The organism is Streptomyces sp. NPDC054783, from assembly GCF_053611725.1.
The window spans coordinates 253,237-267,872 of sequence record NZ_JBSHAY010000004.1; the positions used below are offsets into that span (position 1 = coordinate 253,237).

The following is a 14,636-nucleotide window of genomic DNA, read 5'->3' on the forward strand; positions in this document are numbered from 1 at the left end:
GCGCACAGATTAGTGCTCTTCCTCCTTGCCGGGCAGCGTGCCCGGTTCGGGATGGCGTGCCCGCCAGTAGGGGTTGTCGTGCGGAAGGGTCGAACCGACTCGGCCGTACATGCCGAAGGTCATCAGCAGCAGGCCCACGACGAAGCTGAAGAACACGTTCTGGATCTTGAACGCCAGGAAGTTGTAGTCGGTGTCCAGCAGGGAGAGGTTCAGGAAGCCGTTCAGGAGGAACAGCACCCCGAAGACCATGTTCAGCGTGGACGCCACGTTCCCGCCGATCACCATGCCGACGAGCAGGATCGCCCCGACGACGACGGACAGCACGCTCAGCGTCCCGTTGCTGTTCAGCCCGGCGACCGTGTTACCACCGGTGTCGAAGAAGCCGATGTGGTCGACCAGACCCAGGATGCCGAACGCGACGAGGAACGCGCCGATCACGCCCGCGCCGATCCGGTAGACCGTGTTCAGCCGATGGTCGACGGGCAGGTGCTCGTCGAACCGGATCCGCCGTCGCGGCGTCGTGTGCTCAGCGTGTGTGGCCATATCCGCCTCCCTCGGGCGCTAGCGGAGGCCATCCGTCCACCCAATATCCGCCTGCCCGACCCACGCGGCAACACACATACCCCTACGGCGGGCCCCTCAGTGCCCCCCGCGCTCCTCACGAATCTGCGCCACCACCCGAGCGGCCGTCTGCCGCACCGCATCCGTCTCGGTCAGGAAGTGCCAGAAGTCGGGGTGCCGGCCCTCCGCCAGCGAACCGATCGCCCGCTCCAGCCGGGTCACCGCGTCGTCCAGTGGCCGGGCATGCCGGGGATCGGGGGTCGTACGGCCCGTCATGGCCAGCCGCTGGGCGTCCCGGATCGCGAACCGGGTGCGCTCGATCTCGGCCTGCGGATCCTTCTGTACGGCGTTCAGCCGGGCAAGGCGGTCCCCGGCGGCCGACACGGCCTCGTCGGTGGCGTTCAGCAGGGCCCGTACCGTCGACAGCAGCGAGGTGGCGTCCGGCCAGCGCTGGGCGTCCCGCGCGGCCTGGGCCTCGCGGAGCTTCAGCTCGGCCTGCCGTACGTTCTCCGTGGCCTGCTCGGGGACATGCTGCAGGTCCTGCCAGCAGGCGGCGGCGAACCGGCGCCGCAGCTCGCTCAGCACCGGGTCCACCTGCCCGGCCCTGGTCGTGAGCGCCTGCGCGCGGGTGCGCAGGCTGACCAGCCGGTGGTCGATCTCGGCGGCCTTCTCCGGCAGCCGCTCCGCCTCGGCCCGGATCGCACCGGCCTCCCGCTGCACCCGCTCGGCCCGCTCCAGGGTCTGCGCCACCCCGTGCTGCCCGGCGCCCTGGTTCAGCCTGGTCAGCTCCGGCGACAGCGCGGCGAGCCGGCCGGCCAGGTCATCGGCCCGCAGGCCCCTCTCCCGTACGGCGTCCAGGGCGTTGCTCGCGCCCAGCAGCGCCTGCCGGGCCCGCTCCACGGCGGGCGCCAGCCGGGCCAGCTGGGTCTCGGCCGTGCCGAGCAGCGGCCCGAGCGAGCTGCCGAAACGGTCCAGTTCCTGCTTGACCCGGACCAGCTCGTCCCTGGCGGACGTCAGCTCCGCGCGCGCCCGGGCGGCCGCGGCGGCCTCCAGGTCGTCCCGGTCCAGGTCATGGGCGTCGACGGCCTGGATGTAGCGCTGGCTGACCTCGTCGATCCGCCGCCCGAGCGCCTCGAAGTCGGTCACGGCCCGCCGGGCGGCGGGCGAGTCGTCCACGGCCGTGATCGTCTCTATGGAGATCCGCAGGTCGCGCTGGGCGGTGTCCAGTTCGTAGAACGCGGCCGCCGCGGCGTCCTTCGCCGCCTGCGCCTCGGCCCGCTGGCTCTCCGCCCGGCCGCCGAACCAGCGCCGGGTGCCGCCGCCGGCGAACGCGGCGGGCAGGGCGAGCGCGGCCAGCACCGGCAGGCTCAGCAGGGTGAGGGTGTCGCGCAGGGCCGTGGACCCGGACCGGGCCCGGACGGTCGACGGCGGGTACGACCGCGTCGCTGGCGTGCCCGGTGTCGCCGTCACATCCCTCTCCCGTGCTGTGGTCCGCCGTGGGTGGTGTCATTCTCCCACCCGTTGTAGACGAACACACGGGCCGGTCAGTTCGCCGTACGGACAGTCACTTTCCCGTCCGAGGAGTGGGCCGAGACCCGGTGCGCGCTGTTGCTGTCGCGGGGCACGGACACCGAGACCGTGCCGTCGTCGGCACCGGCCGACACCCGGTAGGCGGCCTTGGGCAGGACGACCGTGACGGCGCCGTCGGTGCTGGAGGCGTCCACCAGGTCGGGCACGCCGGACAGCTGGACCTGTACGGAGCCGTCGCTGGAGTCCGCCTTCACCCGGCGGGAGGAGACGTCGGCGCGCAGCGAACCGTCGGCCGACTTCAGGTCGAGCGGCCCGCTGGAGTCGGTGACGCGTACGGCGCCGTCGCTGGTGTCGATGCTCAGCGGATCCCTGAACCCGTGCGCCCGTACGCTTCCGTCGGCGTTGTCGATCTTCACGCTGATCCCGTGCGGCACCTCGATCCGGTGCCTGGCCGAGCAGTCGGCGATGAGCCCCGAGCAGTGCACGCGCAGCACCAGCCGGTCGTCCTGGAAGGACCACCGGGCCGTCGGGCTGTGGCCGACGACGACGGATCCCTGGAACCACCGGGTCACGTCGACGGTGCCGGGCTTGGCGGAGTCCGTGGCGACGACCTCCAGGGCGGAGTCGTCGGAGTCGATCGTGAGGGTGCGGCCGTGCAGGGCGAAGGAACGGTGGTCGGGACGGGTGTCGTCACTGGCGTCGGCGCCGCAGGCACTGACGCCCGCGACGAGCACGCCGGCGACGACGGCCATGGCGGCGGCGCGGACTGGAACGGAACGGCTCATGCGGGAACTCCCCCTGGGATTCGGTCTGCGAGGACCGTAGGCGAGCCGGGGTGGGCGGGGCGATGAGGACTGCTCCCGAACCGGGGGTGGGGTTAACCCCCGTGAACGGCCCGTGGCCCGGCGTTACGGGTTTGCGGTGCACCGGTCCCGGCAAGGTAGGCTGTCGACTCGTCCTGGGCGCGCTGCCCGGGTGTCCGGGTGCGTAGCTCAGGGGTAGAGCGCCTGCCTTACAAGCAGGATGTCGGCGGTTCGAAACCGTCCGCGCCCACAGTCGAGCCCCCGGCCCTGTGGCCGGGGGCTTCGTCATTCCTCCTCGGTGTCCTGCTTGTGCGCGTGCTTCAGCCTGGTGCGGGCGTCCATGCGGTCCGCTGCCGCGACCTCGGCCCAGAAGCGGTGGGTGCTGACGAAGACCGCGAGTTCGTGCTCGCGGCGGCGCAGCTTCTCCACCTCGGCCTGTTCGTCCGCCGTCCAGCCCGGGGACGCGGGCCGCTCCACCTTCCGCCAGCCGGTGTCGTCGCTGAAACCGTCCAGCGGCTCCACCGACCAGGGCAGCCGCTTGAGCAGGGCCGACAGCTCGGCCCGGACCTGATGCAGCTCCTCCTGACCGGCGAGGAGGTCACTGGGGAATTCATAGGTCGTAGCCACACGCCAATGCTACGCCTGTTCGATTTTGAGGGGCGAGTTCGTTCCTGGGGTTCCGGGGAGGTTCAGCCGAACGGGTGGCCCGGGCGTCGGCCGGGACCGGTTCGCAACACCGGCCCGCGCCGCCGGGCTCCCGAGCGCCGTGTGCAGCGCCCGGTGCACATGGTGATCGGCCTGCTCCACGCGCTCGTCGCGGGTGGGCTGCGCCGTTGTCGGGCCGGCCCTGCCGGTCCTGGGGCTCGCGGCGGGGGAGTGCGTCAACTCGGGGGTGGGTCGAGGGAGTCCGTCGACTCGGGGGTGGTCTTCTGCGCCCGCGCCCACGCCGCCCGGGCCGTCCCGCTCGGCGCGGTCCTGCCGGTGCCGCTCGCCGCCGTCTCCTGGGGTTCCCTCGCCCGGTGCTGATCACCGCGGGCGGGCTCGCCGCGGAGCGTCCGGTGTCGGCTCAGTGGCTGCTGACCCACTGAGCCGACCAGGGCCCTCAGTGACCGGCGGCGCGCAGTTCGGCCACCATGCGGGCCGTCACCGGCACCGGGACGCCGTGCCGGTCGGCCGCGCGGAGCAGCGCGCCGCCGATGGCGTCGAGTTCGAGCGGGCGGCCCGTCTCCGCATCGCGTTGCATGGACGACTTCGCGCCGGGCGGGAAGGCGTCGTACCGGGCCAGCGCCTGGGCCGGGTCGGCGGGGGCGCCGCAGGCGCGGCTGACCGCGGTGGTCTCGGCGACCAGGGACTCCAGCTCCTCGCGGTGCAGCGTGCGGGCTTCGCCGAGCGGGAGACCGTACCGGGTGGTGAGCAGGGCGAAGGGGGCGAGGAAGGCCATCTTGGCCCACAGCGCCGCCGTCTCGTCCTCGACCACACGGGCCGTCGCACCGGCGGAGACGAGCGTGGCCGCGAGGCCGTCGAGACGGGGGCGGGGTACGGCGTCCCCGGCCAGGTCGATCTCCGTGAACGGGCTGCCGTGTTCGATCACCCCCGGAGCCACACGGGTGGACTCCACGCGGATCACCGCCGGGGCGACCCGGTCGGGACGGTAGCGGGCGCGCAGGGCGGCGGGGTGCTCGACGCCGTTCAGGAGCGGTACGGCCAGGGCGTCGCCCAGGGCCTCCGGCGGCACCCGGGTGAGCGCGGCGTCCAGCGCGGTGTGCTTGACGGCGATCAGGCAGGCGTCCACCGGTTCGCGCAGCTCGGTGTCCGCCTCGACCGGGGCGGTGAACTCGCCGAACTGCGCGCTGCGGACGGTGATTCCGGTACGGCGCAGGGTGTCGGCGGTACGCTCCTGGGCCAGGCAGATCACACGGTGGCCGGAGCGGGAGAGCAGGGCGGCGAGGAGTCCGCCGGTGCCGCCGGGGCCGAGCACGGCCACGGTGTTCTCGGTGGTCATGAGGAGGTTCCTCTCGTCGGTCGGCCCCGGGAGTCGGTGGCCGCCTTCGGCGCGATCATCCCACCGTGGCGCGGTGTGCGTGAGACTGGGGTCATGTGCCGGAGTATCAAGACGCTGCGTCCGCCCGTGCTGCCCGATGAGGCCACGGAGGACGACATCCACGCCGCCGCGCTGCAGTACGTACGGAAGGTCTCGGGCTTCCGCGCTCCCGCCGCGCACAATCGCGAGGTCTTCGACCGCGCGGTGGCCGCGGTGGCCGAGGCCACGGCGGAGCTGCTCGCGGGGTTGGAGGTGCGGGGGCAGTCGGTACGGCCCGCCGTCACGGTCCGACAGGACGGATAACGGTTGACTTCACGCCTCCGCAAGGGGGTTGAGGTCGCGGAGGGCATGGTGAGACGCGCCCTCCGTTTCCCGCGACCGGGGTGTCCTCGCCGGACGTGCCCGGCTCCGCCGTCCGTGTGACGACTCTCATGGAGGCGCGGCTTCCGGAACCCGATCTGCGTTGCACGGCCGACGAGTTGCTCGCCGGGCTGCTCGCGCGGGGCCGCCGCCGGCCGCACCCGGTGGACGGTTACGAAACGGGAGGGGGCGGACGTGACGCAGCGGTCCTGTTACCTGATGGTCCGTCAAAAAGCTGGCCACGCAAGGCTGTTCGTTTCGGGGTGCCCACGGAAGGTGCGCGCCGGGTGACCGCGGCGGGGCCCGGTCGGGTGTGGATTCGGTCACGCTTTCGGACGCCGGTGCGGTCGCGCGGGCCGCCCTGTGTGCTGCTTCTCCCGGAGTGGATCCACAAGTGGAACCGGAACCATGGCCAAATGTTGAACTTGCAAGCATTGATTAGGCAGGCCTAACCTGGGTCCCTCGTTCGGTACCGCCGCCCCCACGACCGGCCACTTGGACGTCCCCGGCCGGCCCGACCGACACCGAAGAGGAGAACCCCCCCTCATGACCGCACGTCTCAACTCCGCTCAGCCCTATGTCCTCGGGCTCTTCCGCATCGTCGTAGGCCTGCTCTTCACCGTGCACGGCGCCGCGTCCCTCTTCGGCGTCCTCGGCGGCGCCGTCGGCACCCAGGGCGGCACGATCCCGGCCGGCACCTGGCCCGGCTGGTACGCGGCCGTGATCCAGCTGGTCGCCGGCGGCCTGGTGCTGCTCGGCCTCGGCACCCGCGGGGCCGCGCTGATCGCCTCGGGCTCGATGGCGTACGCCTACTTCGACGTGCACCAGCAGGCCGCGCTGTGGCCCATCCAGAACGGCGGCGAGCTGCCGGTCCTGTTCTGCTGGGCCTTCTTCCTGCTGGTCTTCACCGGCTCCGGCGCCTTCGGGCTCGACCGGCTCGTCGCCCGCCGCACCGCCGCGGACGGCCGGGCCGCCACCGAGCAGACCCCGATAGCCGCCTGATCCGAGAGGGCGCCCTTTCCCGCCACGAGGGGAAGGGCGCCGTCCGGTCTCCGCCCGGCCCTTGCCTACGACGCTCCGCGGAAGTGCACGGTGAGGCAGGCCGCCCGGGCCCCCTTGGTGCCGGGCTTGCTGTGGATCACCACCGAGCTCGCCTGACCCTTCCGGAAGGCCCAGGTGTGCGTGGCGACGGCGCTGCCGTTGCCCCTCGCGTTGGACTTGAAGTCCAGCCAGACCTCGTTCTGCTTGTTGACGTGGGCGGCGTCCATGCCGGGCTTGTTCTGGTAGTGCATGCCGGCGGCCGCGGGGTCGGCGCCGCAGGCCTTCTGATGGACGTGGACGCCGAAGAGATGGTTGGGTTCGACGCCGGCCACCCGCAGCTCGACGGTCGTGGCACCGCTCGGCCGGGTGATCTGACGGACCTGGACCAGGGCGCCCGCCGGGACGAGGCTCTGGTCGTACGCCACCGCCTGCGACTTGCCGGTCGTGGCGGGTGAGGAGAACACGCCGTAGGTCTCCAGCGAGGAGCCATGGACGGTGCCTCCGGTCCCGGTCGCGAACAGGGCTGCGGCGAGGGTGCCGGCGTAGATGGCTGCCACCATGATGTGCACCTTTTTCTGCGCTTCTGCGCCGTTTCGTTCGGATGAGTGCCTGATGTTCCGGACAGGCCTCTCTCCATTGCGACGGACGCGGCAGGGCTCCGCCGCACAGCCTGCGCTGTTCGGGTGAGCGGGATGCCCCGGAAGCCTCCGGCGACCCGCCCGAGTTGCGATTCGCCCCCGAAGCCCCTCCTGTCACACCCCCGGCGTACGCTGTATGGCTGTCAACGGGGGAGCAACGGGAGTCGTGGTGTTCGAGAATGTGGGGTCACTGGCCGCCGGGCCGTGGATCTATGCCGCGGTGGCCGTGTCCGTGTTGCTTGACGTGTTCGTGCCAGTGCTGCCGAGCGGTGTGCTCGTCATCACGGCGGGTACGGCAGCGGCGGCGGGCTCGGGCGCGGCGGCCGGCCGGGTCCCGCACGACGTGCCGGACATCCTGGCCCTGATCCTCTCCGCGGCGACCGCCTCGGTCCTCGGCGATCTGGTGGCGTACCGCCTGGCCTGGCGGGGCGGTACGCGGCTGGACCGGGCGATAGCCCGTTCCCGGCGGCTGACCACCGCGCAGGAACGTCTCGGCGATGCCCTGGCCCAGGGTGGTGGCGCGCTCGTCGTGCTCGCCCGCTTCGCCCCCGCGGGCCGGTCGGTCGTCTCCTTCTGCGCCGGCGCCGCGCACCGCCGGGCCCGCGACTTCGTCCCTTGGTCCGCCCTGGCCGGCCTCTCCTGGGCCGCCTACAGCGTCGCCCTCGGCTACTACGGCGCGCAGTGGCTCGGTGCGACATGGGTGGCCACGGGTGTCTCGTTCGCGGCCCTTTTCGCCGCGGGCGCGGCGGCGGGGTACCTGATGCGGCGCCGGGCCGCCTAGTCCGCCGGCTGTTCGGTGCCGGCCGCTGTCCGGTGCGGCTTGCCGCAGCGCCCGCACCAGGGGGCTCCGCGCCCCGGACCCCCGGGGACCTGTGCCCACCCGCCACCCGGCTCGGTCGGCTGAAAGGTGACGCGAGGGGTTGGCGTTCGGGCAGGGGCTGGAATTGGGCGGTCGTGCCCTCGCCGCCCGCCGGAGCGGCGCCGTCCGCACGTCTCGGTTGGCGCCGCCCGGCGGATCGGTCAGCAGCTCGCGAGGTAGTGCGTCAGTGCCGTCTTCTCGGCGGAGTCGACCGAGAGGGCGTAGTAGTACTTCACCTGAACCCAGGCGCGGACGTAGGTGCAGACGTAGGCGGACCGGGACGGGACCCAGGTCGCCGGGTCCTGGTCACCCTTGGCCTGGTTCACGTTGTCGGTGACGGCGAGGAGCTGGGGGCGGGTGACGTCGTTGGCGAAGGCCTGTCGCTGTGCGGTGGTCCACTTGCTCGCGCCGGAGTCCCAGGCCTCGGCGAGCGGGACGAGGTGGTCGATGTCGACGTCGGACGGGGAGGTCCAGGTCGCGCCGTCGTACGGGGAGTACCAGCTGCCGCTGGTGGCGGTGCAGGCGGAGTCGGTGACGACGTTCGTGCCGTCCCGCTTGAGGATCCACTCACGGGTGTTGCAGGTGCCTGAGATGGTGATCCAGGTCGGGAAGAGGGAGCGCTGGTAGCCGGTGCGGTTCTCGGTGGCCACGGTGAGCTGGGAGAGGTAGCTGCGGGCGGTGGCGGCGCTGACCGGCGTGGGCAGGGCGGCGGAGGCGCTCGGGGAGGCGAACAGGGCGACGGAGGCTATGAGTCCGGTAAGAACGGCGAGTATGCTCAGCCGTCGACGCGCGTAGAGCCTGGGCATGCGTGAACTCCCTTGCGGGGTGGGGGTTTTCGGTGCGAGCGGGGGAATGCTCGCGAGGTCGTGTTGCCGTGGGGTGAGCGCTCGGTAAGAAAATAATGACGTGTTCATGTCATGCCAAGGCTTGCGGCAGGCTTAAGCGTGCGACCTTCGCATCCCTTACGATGGGGAGCGCAGAAGGGGAGTAGCTCTTCGCCGGACCGTCGACATACTGCTCAGCCAGTCTGAGCCGGCGCCCGGAGGCGGACCTTCGAGTCTTTCGAGACCGCCAGCGAGACCTTCGGCAAGCAGTGCACGTCCGTGTCCCCGCGACACGGACACCGAGTGCGCTGCCGTGCCGAGGTGTCATCGTGTGACGTACCGCACTCTCGGCGGGGCAGCCCCGACCGATTGAGGAACCTTGATCAGCATCACCGTGACGGCGCTCGTCTTCGGCGTCATCTTCCTCGCCGAACTGCCGGACAAGACCGCGCTCGCCGGCCTCGTCCTCGGCACCCGCTACCGCGCGAGCTACGTCTTCGCCGGTGTCGCCGCCGCCTTCCTGCTGCACGTCGTACTGGCCGTCGCGGCCGGCAGCGTGCTGACCCTGCTGCCCCAGCGGATCGTGCACGCCGTCACCGGTGTCCTCTTCCTCGGCGGTGCCGCGATGCTGCTGCTGCAGAGGGGGGAGAGCGAGGAGGAGGTCAAGAAGCCCGCCGACCAGTCCTTCTGGAGGGTCGCGGGTACGGGCTTCATGCTGATCCTCGTCGCCGAGTTCGGCGATCTCACCCAGATCATGACCGCCAACCTCGCCGCCCGCTATGACGACCCGGTCTCCGTCGGTCTCGGCGCCGTGCTCGGTCTGTGGGCCGTCGCCGGACTCGGCATCGTCGGCGGAAAGGCCCTCATGAAGAAGGTGCCGCTGCGGCTGATCACACAGATCGCCGCGCTGCTGATGCTCGCGCTCGGTGTGTGGAGCCTGTACGAGGCGGTAGCGGGCTGAGCCCCCGACCCCCGCTTCGTGAACGCCGACCGCACCCGGCCCCGCCCCCGGTCCTCGGCCCTGTCTCCCCTGGGCCCGGCCCTGGCTTCCGTCCCTGACCCCGGCGCCAGGCCCATCCCTGGCCCTGGCCCCGGCCTCGGCCCTGACCCGGGCCCTGGCCCCAAGCCCGAGCCCGGCCGCCGTGCCGGCCGGCCTGCGGCCGAGGCGGGGCCGGGGGCCGGGGGCCAGGGATCAGGGCGGGCGTCGGGGTCGGGCTGGGGCGGGGCGGGGCTGGCACGCGGCTGCGGGCGACGCCTGCGGAGACCGGCGCGCTGATCGCCCGTACGGCCACGGTCGACGACCCGGCCCCCGGCCCCCGGCCCCTGGCCCCGGCCCCGGCCCCTGGCTCCCGGCGCCGGCCCTGGCCCCCGGCCCTGGTTCCCGGCCCTGGCCCTTGGCCCCTGTCCCTGCCCCGGCCCCTGCCCCCCGGCCACCCCGCCCCCACCCCCGCCCGAGTTGAACGCTCGGTGAACCCTCTCGGAATGTGGTGGCGGAATGTGCCTCGGGTTTTGTACCGTGGAGGAACAAAGTGGCTCCCGCCCGTTTTCCCTGACCGGCGGGCGGGGCCGCCTTGTCCTCCCCTCGGGGCCTCTTCGTTCCTGGAGCTGCCGATGACGGCCACCGTCCTCACCGCCCGCGCCCTCCTGCTCGACATGGACGGCACCCTCGTCAACTCGGACGCCGTCGTCGAACGCATCTGGCGCCGCTGGGCCGAGCGGCACGGGCTGGACGGCGACGAGGTGATGAAGGTCGTCCACGGCCGGCAGGGTCACGCCTCCATGGCCGTACTGCTGCCCGACCGGCCCATGGAGCAGAACCTCGCCGACAACGCCCGCATGCTCGCCGAGGAGACCGCCGACACCGACGGCGTGGTCGAGATCCCCGGCGCGAGCGCGTTCCTCGCCTCCCTGCGCGGCCTCCCGCACGCCCTGGTGACCTCCGCCGACGTCCCGCTGTCCACCGCGCGCATGAACGCCGCCGGGCTGCCGCTGCCGGAGGTCCGCGTCACCGCCGAGTCGGTGGGCGCGAGCAAGCCCGACCCCGAGGGGTTCCTGAAGGGCGCCGCCGAGCTGGGCGTGGATCCGGCGGACTGTGTCGTCTTCGAGGACTCCGGCGCGGGGATCGCGGCGGGGCGCTCCGCGGGGATGACGGTGGTGGGGATCGGGCCCCGCGCCGGTGTGCACGGACCCGATGTGGTCGTGCCGGATCTCACGCGGGTGCGGGTCGGGGCGCCGGGTGACGGGACGATCCGGCTGCACATCGGCTGACACGGGGCTCCCGCCCTCCGGACGACGGAGCGCAGTCACCTCGGCAGGGCCGGATCACGGCTCGGACGATCACGGCAAGGCCGGATCACGGCTCGGACGTCTCCGCCTCCAGGCTTCTCCGGGTCTCCGGTCCGTACACGCCGAGGGTGTCGCCCTGAACGCCCCGGGCCAGTTGGTAGGTGCGTACGGCGTCCTCCACCGGGCGGGTGAAGACGCCGTTGATCCGGTCGACGTAGAGGTTCAACTGCCCTAGTCGCCGCTGGAGTTCGGTCACCTCCGCACCCTGGTCGCCGCGCTGCAGCACCGGCGCGACGGCCGCGGTGGTCCGCGGGGCGGCGGAGGCGGTCGCGGGGGCCGGGCGGGACGTGACGGCGGGCGGGGCCGGGGTCGGCGACGTGGACGGCGACGTTGACGGCGTGGCCGACGGGCTCGGGGGACTCGGAGGACTCGAGAGGCTCGCCGAAGCGGCGGGCGGCGACGCCGGCCGGTGGGACGGGGCCGGGGAGGCGGGTGGCGACGGTGACGCCGGGCTCGGTGTGCTCACCTCCGGGACGCTCTGCCTGACCTCCTGGGCCGCCCGGTCCCGGGACGGCGTGTGATACGAGAGCAGCCCGCTCGCGAACCCGGCCGCCGCCACGATCGCCGTGCCGGCGCCTGCTACGGACAGCAGGACGGCACGGCGGGCGCTCGACCGTTTCGGCCGTGGTCGGTCGTCGTTCGGCTGCGGCGCCGTTGTGGCTGGTCGCGCCCACGTGGCGGAGTCGCCTGCAGGCGCGCTGCCTCGCGCCCCTTCCGGGCGCCTCCCCGCCGGCCGCAGGGGCAGGCCGGTCTCATCGGGCTCGATCTCGACATACGGCCGTATCCGCAGTGGATCGAAATCCTCCGCCGCTGCCGCCTCGGCCGAACGCGTCTCGCGCAGGGCCTCGGCCGCGCGCTCGGCGCAGAAGCAGGACGGGCTCAGGTCCGGACCCCTCGGTGCCCCGCACTCCGGGCAGCTGCGGCCCTCGGATTCACTCACGCGTTCGCCCCTCCCCTCACGAACTTCCGACACTATGCGCATCTTCTTCGCATCCGCCGTCGGAAACGCGGGACTCAACAGGCCATAAACGGTGACACCGACCACGATGGAAGGTGCACTCGAGCCCCTGAGTCCCGGGAGGTCTCCATGGCCCTGGACGCGCACGCCACGCAGCAGGAGATCAAGGCCGCCGAGCACGTCTCCGGCAACGTGTTCGTCTCGATCGGCGCCCTGCTCCTCGGGCTGCTGCTCGCCGCGCTCGACCAGACGATCGTCTCGACCGCGCTGCCCACCATCGTCAGCGATCTCGGGGGTCTCGAGCACCTGTCGTGGGTCGTCACCGCCTACCTGCTGGCCTCGACCGCCGCGACCCCGCTGTGGGGCAAGCTCGGCGACCAGTACGGGCGGAAACGGCTGTTCCAGACCGCCATCGTCATCTTCCTCGTCGGCTCGGCGTTGTGCGGCATGGCGCAGAACATGGGCGAGCTGATCGGGTTCCGGGCGCTGCAGGGCCTGGGCGGCGGCGGGCTGATGGTGCTGTCGATGGCGATCGTCGGCGACATCGTGCCGCCCCGTGAACGCGGGCGCTATCAGGGGCTGTTCGGGGCCGTGTTCGGGGCGACCAGCGTGCTGGGGCCACTGCTCGGCGGGCTGTTCACCCAGCATCTGAGCTGGCGCTGGGTGTTCTACGTCAACCTGCCCGTCGGCGTCGTCGCGCTCGCCGTGATCGCCACCGCCCTGCACATCCCGCGCCGCACCGCGCACCACGTCATCGACTACCTGGGCACGCTCCTGATCGCGTCCGTCGCCACCTGCCTGGTGCTGGTCGCCTCCCTCGGCGGGACGACCTGGGCCTGGGGCTCGGCGCAGATCATCGGGCTGGCCGTGCTGGGCGTCCTGCTGGCCGTGGCGTTCGTCGCCGCGGAGCGTCGGGCCGCCGAACCGGTGCTGCCGCTGAAGCTGTTCGGCATCCGCACCTTCACCCTCGCCGCCGTCATCAGCTTCATCGTCGGCTTCGCCATGTTCGGCGCGATGACCTATCTGCCGACCTTCCTGCAGGTCGTGCACGGCATCTCGCCGACCCTGTCGGGCGTGCACATGCTGCCCATGGTCGTCGGCCTGCTGCTGTCGTCCACGATCTCCGGGCAGATCGTCAGCCGCACCGGCCGCTGGAAGGTGTTCCCGGTCACCGGCACCGCCGTCACCACCATCGGCCTGCTTCTGCTGCACCGGCTCGACGAGCGCAGCTCCACCGCCGAGATGAGCGTCTACTTCTTCGTGTTCGGCCTCGGCCTCGGCCTGGTCATGCAGGTGCTCGTCCTCATCGTGCAGAACGCCGTGTCGTACGAGGACCTGGGCGTCGCCACCTCCGGCGCGACCTTCTTCCGCTCCATCGGCGCCTCCTTCGGCGTGGCGATCTTCGGCACGGTGTTCGCGAGCCGTCTCGGCGACAAGCTCGCCGCTGCCTTCCGGGGAGCCCATCTGCCGCCCGGCGCCAGCGCCAACGCCCTCAAGTCCGACCCGCGCGGCATCGCCGCCCTGCCGCCCGCCCTGCGCCCGGCGGCCCTGCACGCGTACGCGTCCGCCATCACCGACGTCTTCGTCTACGCCGCCCCCGTCGCCCTCCTCGGCTTCCTGCTGGCCTGGTTCCTCAAGGAGGACCGGCTGCGCGGCTCGGTCACCGCGCCGGACGCCTCCGAGACCATCCCGCCCAACCCCGTCGAGCGGTCCTCCTACGACGAGTGCTCCCGCGCCCTGTCCCTGCTCGGCACCCGCGAGGGCCGCCGCGAGATCTACCGGAAGATCACCGAACGGGCCGGGTACGACCTGCTGCCCGCCGCCAGCTGGATGCTGCTGCGCATCCGCAAGTACGGCTCCATCGAACCGGGCGTGCTCGCCGAGCGCAGCCCCGTCCCGCTGGCGGCCGTCCTCGCCGCCGCCCGCCAGGTCGAGGAACGGCACCTCGCCGAACGCCAGGGCCTGGACCTGTACTTGACCCCCTCCGGCCGCGAGGTCGCCGAACACCTGGCCAAGGCCCGCGAGGAGTCCCTCGCCGAACTCCTCGGCGACTGGTGGAAGCCCGGCCGTTCCACCGACCTGACCCAGCTCGTCAGGGAACTCACCGGCGAACTGTGCGGCACCGAGCGCGAGCGACCGCACAACGCGACGACCACCCAGGTCAGGTGAGCGCCAGCTCCTTGCGGAACCAGTGCTCGGCGTAGACGTCGTCGTTGTGCGGGTCGGTCTCCGTGTAGCCGAGGCGGGCGTACAGGGCGCGGGCCTCGACCAGGTCGGAGCGGGTGTCCAGGATCAGCCGCCGGGCGCCGAGGGCGCGCGCGGCCTCCTCGGCGGCGGCCACCAGCAGCGGGGCCCCGCCCCTGCCGCGCAGCCGCTCGTGCACGAACACCCGGGTCAGTTCCGCCGTGTCCGGCTCCAGCAGCCGTACCCCCGCCGAGCCGGCCGGCTCACCGTCGTACCGGCCGACGAGCAACTGCCCGGCGGGATGCGCGAGTTCGGATCCGGTCGTGGCCGCGATCTCCCGCTCCAGTTCGTCGGGGTCGGTGCGCCGGCCCTCGTGCGCCAGGTACCAGCGGTCGCTGACCTCCGTGTAGTACGCCCGCCACAGCGCGGCGGCGACCGGGGAGTCGTACGGTTCCGGGGCGATCGTCCACGTCATGCCGGCCATTGTCGGC

The 14,636-nt window shown here is 72.5% G+C and carries 17 protein-coding genes, 1 tRNA gene and 1 pseudogene; 10 read left to right on the forward strand and 9 right to left on the reverse strand.

Annotated features, from left to right (window positions below):
* Positions 1 to 9: 9 nt before the first annotated feature.
* The 3 genes from ACWGJ5_RS10690 to ACWGJ5_RS10700 form a co-directional block, all read right to left on the reverse strand.
* Positions 10 to 543 carry a DUF4383 domain-containing protein gene (locus ACWGJ5_RS10690; RefSeq protein WP_453309371.1) on the reverse strand — a complete coding sequence of 178 codons (534 nt, stop codon included), beginning with the start codon at positions 541 to 543 and terminating at the stop codon, positions 10 to 12.
* A gap of 96 nt (positions 544 to 639) precedes the next feature.
* Positions 640 to 2,031, reverse strand: a complete 1,392-nt coding sequence (locus ACWGJ5_RS10695; RefSeq protein WP_453309372.1) for a hypothetical protein — start codon at positions 2,029 to 2,031, stop codon at positions 640 to 642.
* Positions 2,032 to 2,105: 74 nt separating this feature from the next.
* Positions 2,106 to 2,876, reverse strand: a complete 771-nt coding sequence (locus ACWGJ5_RS10700) for a DUF4097 family beta strand repeat-containing protein (protein WP_453309373.1) — start codon at positions 2,874 to 2,876, stop codon at positions 2,106 to 2,108.
* Positions 2,877 to 3,072: 196 nt separating this feature from the next.
* Here ACWGJ5_RS10700 and ACWGJ5_RS10705 point away from each other — a divergent pair.
* Positions 3,073 to 3,144: transfer RNA gene (locus ACWGJ5_RS10705), tRNA-Val, on the forward strand.
* Positions 3,145 to 3,179: 35 nt separating this feature from the next.
* Here the strand turns inward: ACWGJ5_RS10705 and ACWGJ5_RS10710 are convergent.
* Complete coding sequence (locus tag ACWGJ5_RS10710; protein ID WP_228620100.1) at positions 3,180 to 3,521, reverse strand: hypothetical protein; 342 nt, start codon at positions 3,519 to 3,521, stop codon at positions 3,180 to 3,182.
* Positions 3,522 to 3,770: 249 nt separating this feature from the next.
* Here ACWGJ5_RS10710 and ACWGJ5_RS10715 point away from each other — a divergent pair, with 249 nt between their 5' ends.
* The gene (locus ACWGJ5_RS10715; protein WP_453309374.1) at positions 3,771 to 3,920 is read left to right on the forward strand and encodes a hypothetical protein; all 150 of its coding nucleotides are present in this window, start codon (positions 3,771 to 3,773) and stop codon (positions 3,918 to 3,920) included.
* Positions 3,921 to 3,996: 76 nt separating this feature from the next.
* Here ACWGJ5_RS10715 and ACWGJ5_RS10720 read toward each other — a convergent pair whose 3' ends face one another.
* Complete coding sequence (locus ACWGJ5_RS10720; protein WP_453309375.1) at positions 3,997 to 4,896, reverse strand: ketopantoate reductase family protein; 900 nt, start codon at positions 4,894 to 4,896, stop codon at positions 3,997 to 3,999.
* 93 nt (positions 4,897 to 4,989) lie between these two features.
* Between ACWGJ5_RS10720 and ACWGJ5_RS10725 the strand changes: the two genes are divergently transcribed.
* The 3 genes and pseudogenes from ACWGJ5_RS10725 (at position 4,990) to ACWGJ5_RS10735 (ending at position 6,297) form a co-directional block, all read left to right on the forward strand.
* Positions 4,990 to 5,238 carry a DUF2277 domain-containing protein gene (locus tag ACWGJ5_RS10725; RefSeq protein WP_453309376.1) on the forward strand — a complete coding sequence of 83 codons (249 nt, stop codon included), beginning with the start codon at positions 4,990 to 4,992 and terminating at the stop codon, positions 5,236 to 5,238.
* Positions 5,239 to 5,318: 80 nt separating this feature from the next.
* Positions 5,319 to 5,737 (forward strand): annotated as a pseudogene (locus ACWGJ5_RS10730) (FAD/NAD(P)-binding protein); the annotation flags it as partial.
* Positions 5,738 to 5,841: 104 nt separating this feature from the next.
* Positions 5,842 to 6,297 (forward strand): DoxX family protein, encoded by a 456-nt coding sequence (locus ACWGJ5_RS10735; protein ID WP_453309377.1) that lies wholly within the window; start codon positions 5,842 to 5,844, stop codon positions 6,295 to 6,297.
* Positions 6,298 to 6,362: 65 nt separating this feature from the next.
* Here the strand turns inward: ACWGJ5_RS10735 and ACWGJ5_RS10740 are convergent, their stop codons facing one another.
* Positions 6,363 to 6,896: a superoxide dismutase family protein gene (locus ACWGJ5_RS10740; protein WP_453309378.1), complete on the reverse strand. Its 534-nt coding sequence runs from the start codon at positions 6,894 to 6,896 to the stop codon at positions 6,363 to 6,365.
* A 247-nt stretch (positions 6,897 to 7,143) separates the two neighbouring features.
* Here ACWGJ5_RS10740 and ACWGJ5_RS10745 point away from each other — a divergent pair, with 247 nt between their 5' ends.
* Complete coding sequence (locus tag ACWGJ5_RS10745; protein ID WP_228620495.1) at positions 7,144 to 7,755, forward strand: DedA family protein; 612 nt, start codon at positions 7,144 to 7,146, stop codon at positions 7,753 to 7,755.
* Positions 7,756 to 7,994: 239 nt separating this feature from the next.
* On the opposite strand, the gene ACWGJ5_RS10750 is transcribed toward ACWGJ5_RS10745, so the two are convergent.
* Positions 7,995 to 8,639 (reverse strand): HNH endonuclease family protein, encoded by a 645-nt coding sequence (locus tag ACWGJ5_RS10750; RefSeq protein WP_453309379.1) that lies wholly within the window; start codon positions 8,637 to 8,639, stop codon positions 7,995 to 7,997.
* 397 nt (positions 8,640 to 9,036) lie between these two features.
* Between ACWGJ5_RS10750 and ACWGJ5_RS10755 the strand changes: the two genes are divergently transcribed.
* Both ACWGJ5_RS10755 and ACWGJ5_RS10760 read left to right on the forward strand, forming a co-directional pair.
* The gene (locus ACWGJ5_RS10755) at positions 9,037 to 9,618 is read left to right on the forward strand and encodes a TMEM165/GDT1 family protein (protein WP_453309380.1); all 582 of its coding nucleotides are present in this window, start codon (positions 9,037 to 9,039) and stop codon (positions 9,616 to 9,618) included.
* Positions 9,619 to 10,268: 650 nt separating this feature from the next.
* Entirely contained in the window at positions 10,269 to 10,925 is a 657-nt protein-coding gene (locus tag ACWGJ5_RS10760; RefSeq protein ID WP_453309381.1) for an HAD family hydrolase, read from the forward strand.
* Between the two features lie 85 nt (positions 10,926 to 11,010).
* On the opposite strand, the gene ACWGJ5_RS10765 is transcribed toward ACWGJ5_RS10760, so the two are convergent.
* Positions 11,011 to 11,199, reverse strand: a complete 189-nt coding sequence (locus ACWGJ5_RS10765) for a peptidoglycan-binding domain-containing protein (protein ID WP_453309382.1) — start codon at positions 11,197 to 11,199, stop codon at positions 11,011 to 11,013.
* Positions 11,200 to 11,245: 46 nt separating this feature from the next.
* Here ACWGJ5_RS10765 and ACWGJ5_RS10770 point away from each other — a divergent pair, with 46 nt between their 5' ends.
* Entirely contained in the window at positions 11,246 to 11,524 is a 279-nt protein-coding gene (locus ACWGJ5_RS10770) for a hypothetical protein (RefSeq protein WP_453309383.1), read from the forward strand.
* A 566-nt stretch (positions 11,525 to 12,090) separates the two neighbouring features.
* Positions 12,091 to 14,130, forward strand: a complete 2,040-nt coding sequence (locus ACWGJ5_RS10775; RefSeq protein ID WP_453309384.1) for a DHA2 family efflux MFS transporter permease subunit — start codon at positions 12,091 to 12,093, stop codon at positions 14,128 to 14,130.
* Here ACWGJ5_RS10775 and ACWGJ5_RS10780 read toward each other — a convergent pair.
* Entirely contained in the window at positions 14,123 to 14,620 is a 498-nt protein-coding gene (locus ACWGJ5_RS10780) for a GNAT family N-acetyltransferase (protein WP_453309385.1), read from the reverse strand. The two genes, ACWGJ5_RS10775 and ACWGJ5_RS10780, sit on opposite strands and share 8 nt — an antisense overlap.
* Positions 14,621 to 14,636 lie beyond the last annotated feature (16 nt).

Coding starts and splice junctions, on each gene's coding strand:
- ACWGJ5_RS10690 (WP_453309371.1), bottom strand. CDS start 543: ATGGCCACACACGCTGAGCACACGACGCCGCGACGGCGGATCCGGTTC.
- ACWGJ5_RS10700 (WP_453309373.1), bottom strand. CDS start 2,876: ATGAGCCGTTCCGTTCCAGTCCGCGCCGCCGCCATGGCCGTCGTCGCC.
- ACWGJ5_RS10720 (WP_453309375.1), bottom strand. CDS start 4,896: ATGACCACCGAGAACACCGTGGCCGTGCTCGGCCCCGGCGGCACCGGC.
- ACWGJ5_RS10725 (WP_453309376.1), top strand. CDS start 4,990: ATGTGCCGGAGTATCAAGACGCTGCGTCCGCCCGTGCTGCCCGATGAG.
- ACWGJ5_RS10735 (WP_453309377.1), top strand. CDS start 5,842: ATGACCGCACGTCTCAACTCCGCTCAGCCCTATGTCCTCGGGCTCTTC.
- ACWGJ5_RS10740 (WP_453309378.1), bottom strand. CDS start 6,896: ATGGTGGCAGCCATCTACGCCGGCACCCTCGCCGCAGCCCTGTTCGCG.
- ACWGJ5_RS10750 (WP_453309379.1), bottom strand. CDS start 8,639: ATGCCCAGGCTCTACGCGCGTCGACGGCTGAGCATACTCGCCGTTCTT.
- ACWGJ5_RS10760 (WP_453309381.1), top strand. CDS start 10,269: ATGACGGCCACCGTCCTCACCGCCCGCGCCCTCCTGCTCGACATGGAC.
- ACWGJ5_RS10775 (WP_453309384.1), top strand. CDS start 12,091: ATGGCCCTGGACGCGCACGCCACGCAGCAGGAGATCAAGGCCGCCGAG.
- ACWGJ5_RS10780 (WP_453309385.1), bottom strand. CDS start 14,620: ATGACGTGGACGATCGCCCCGGAACCGTACGACTCCCCGGTCGCCGCC.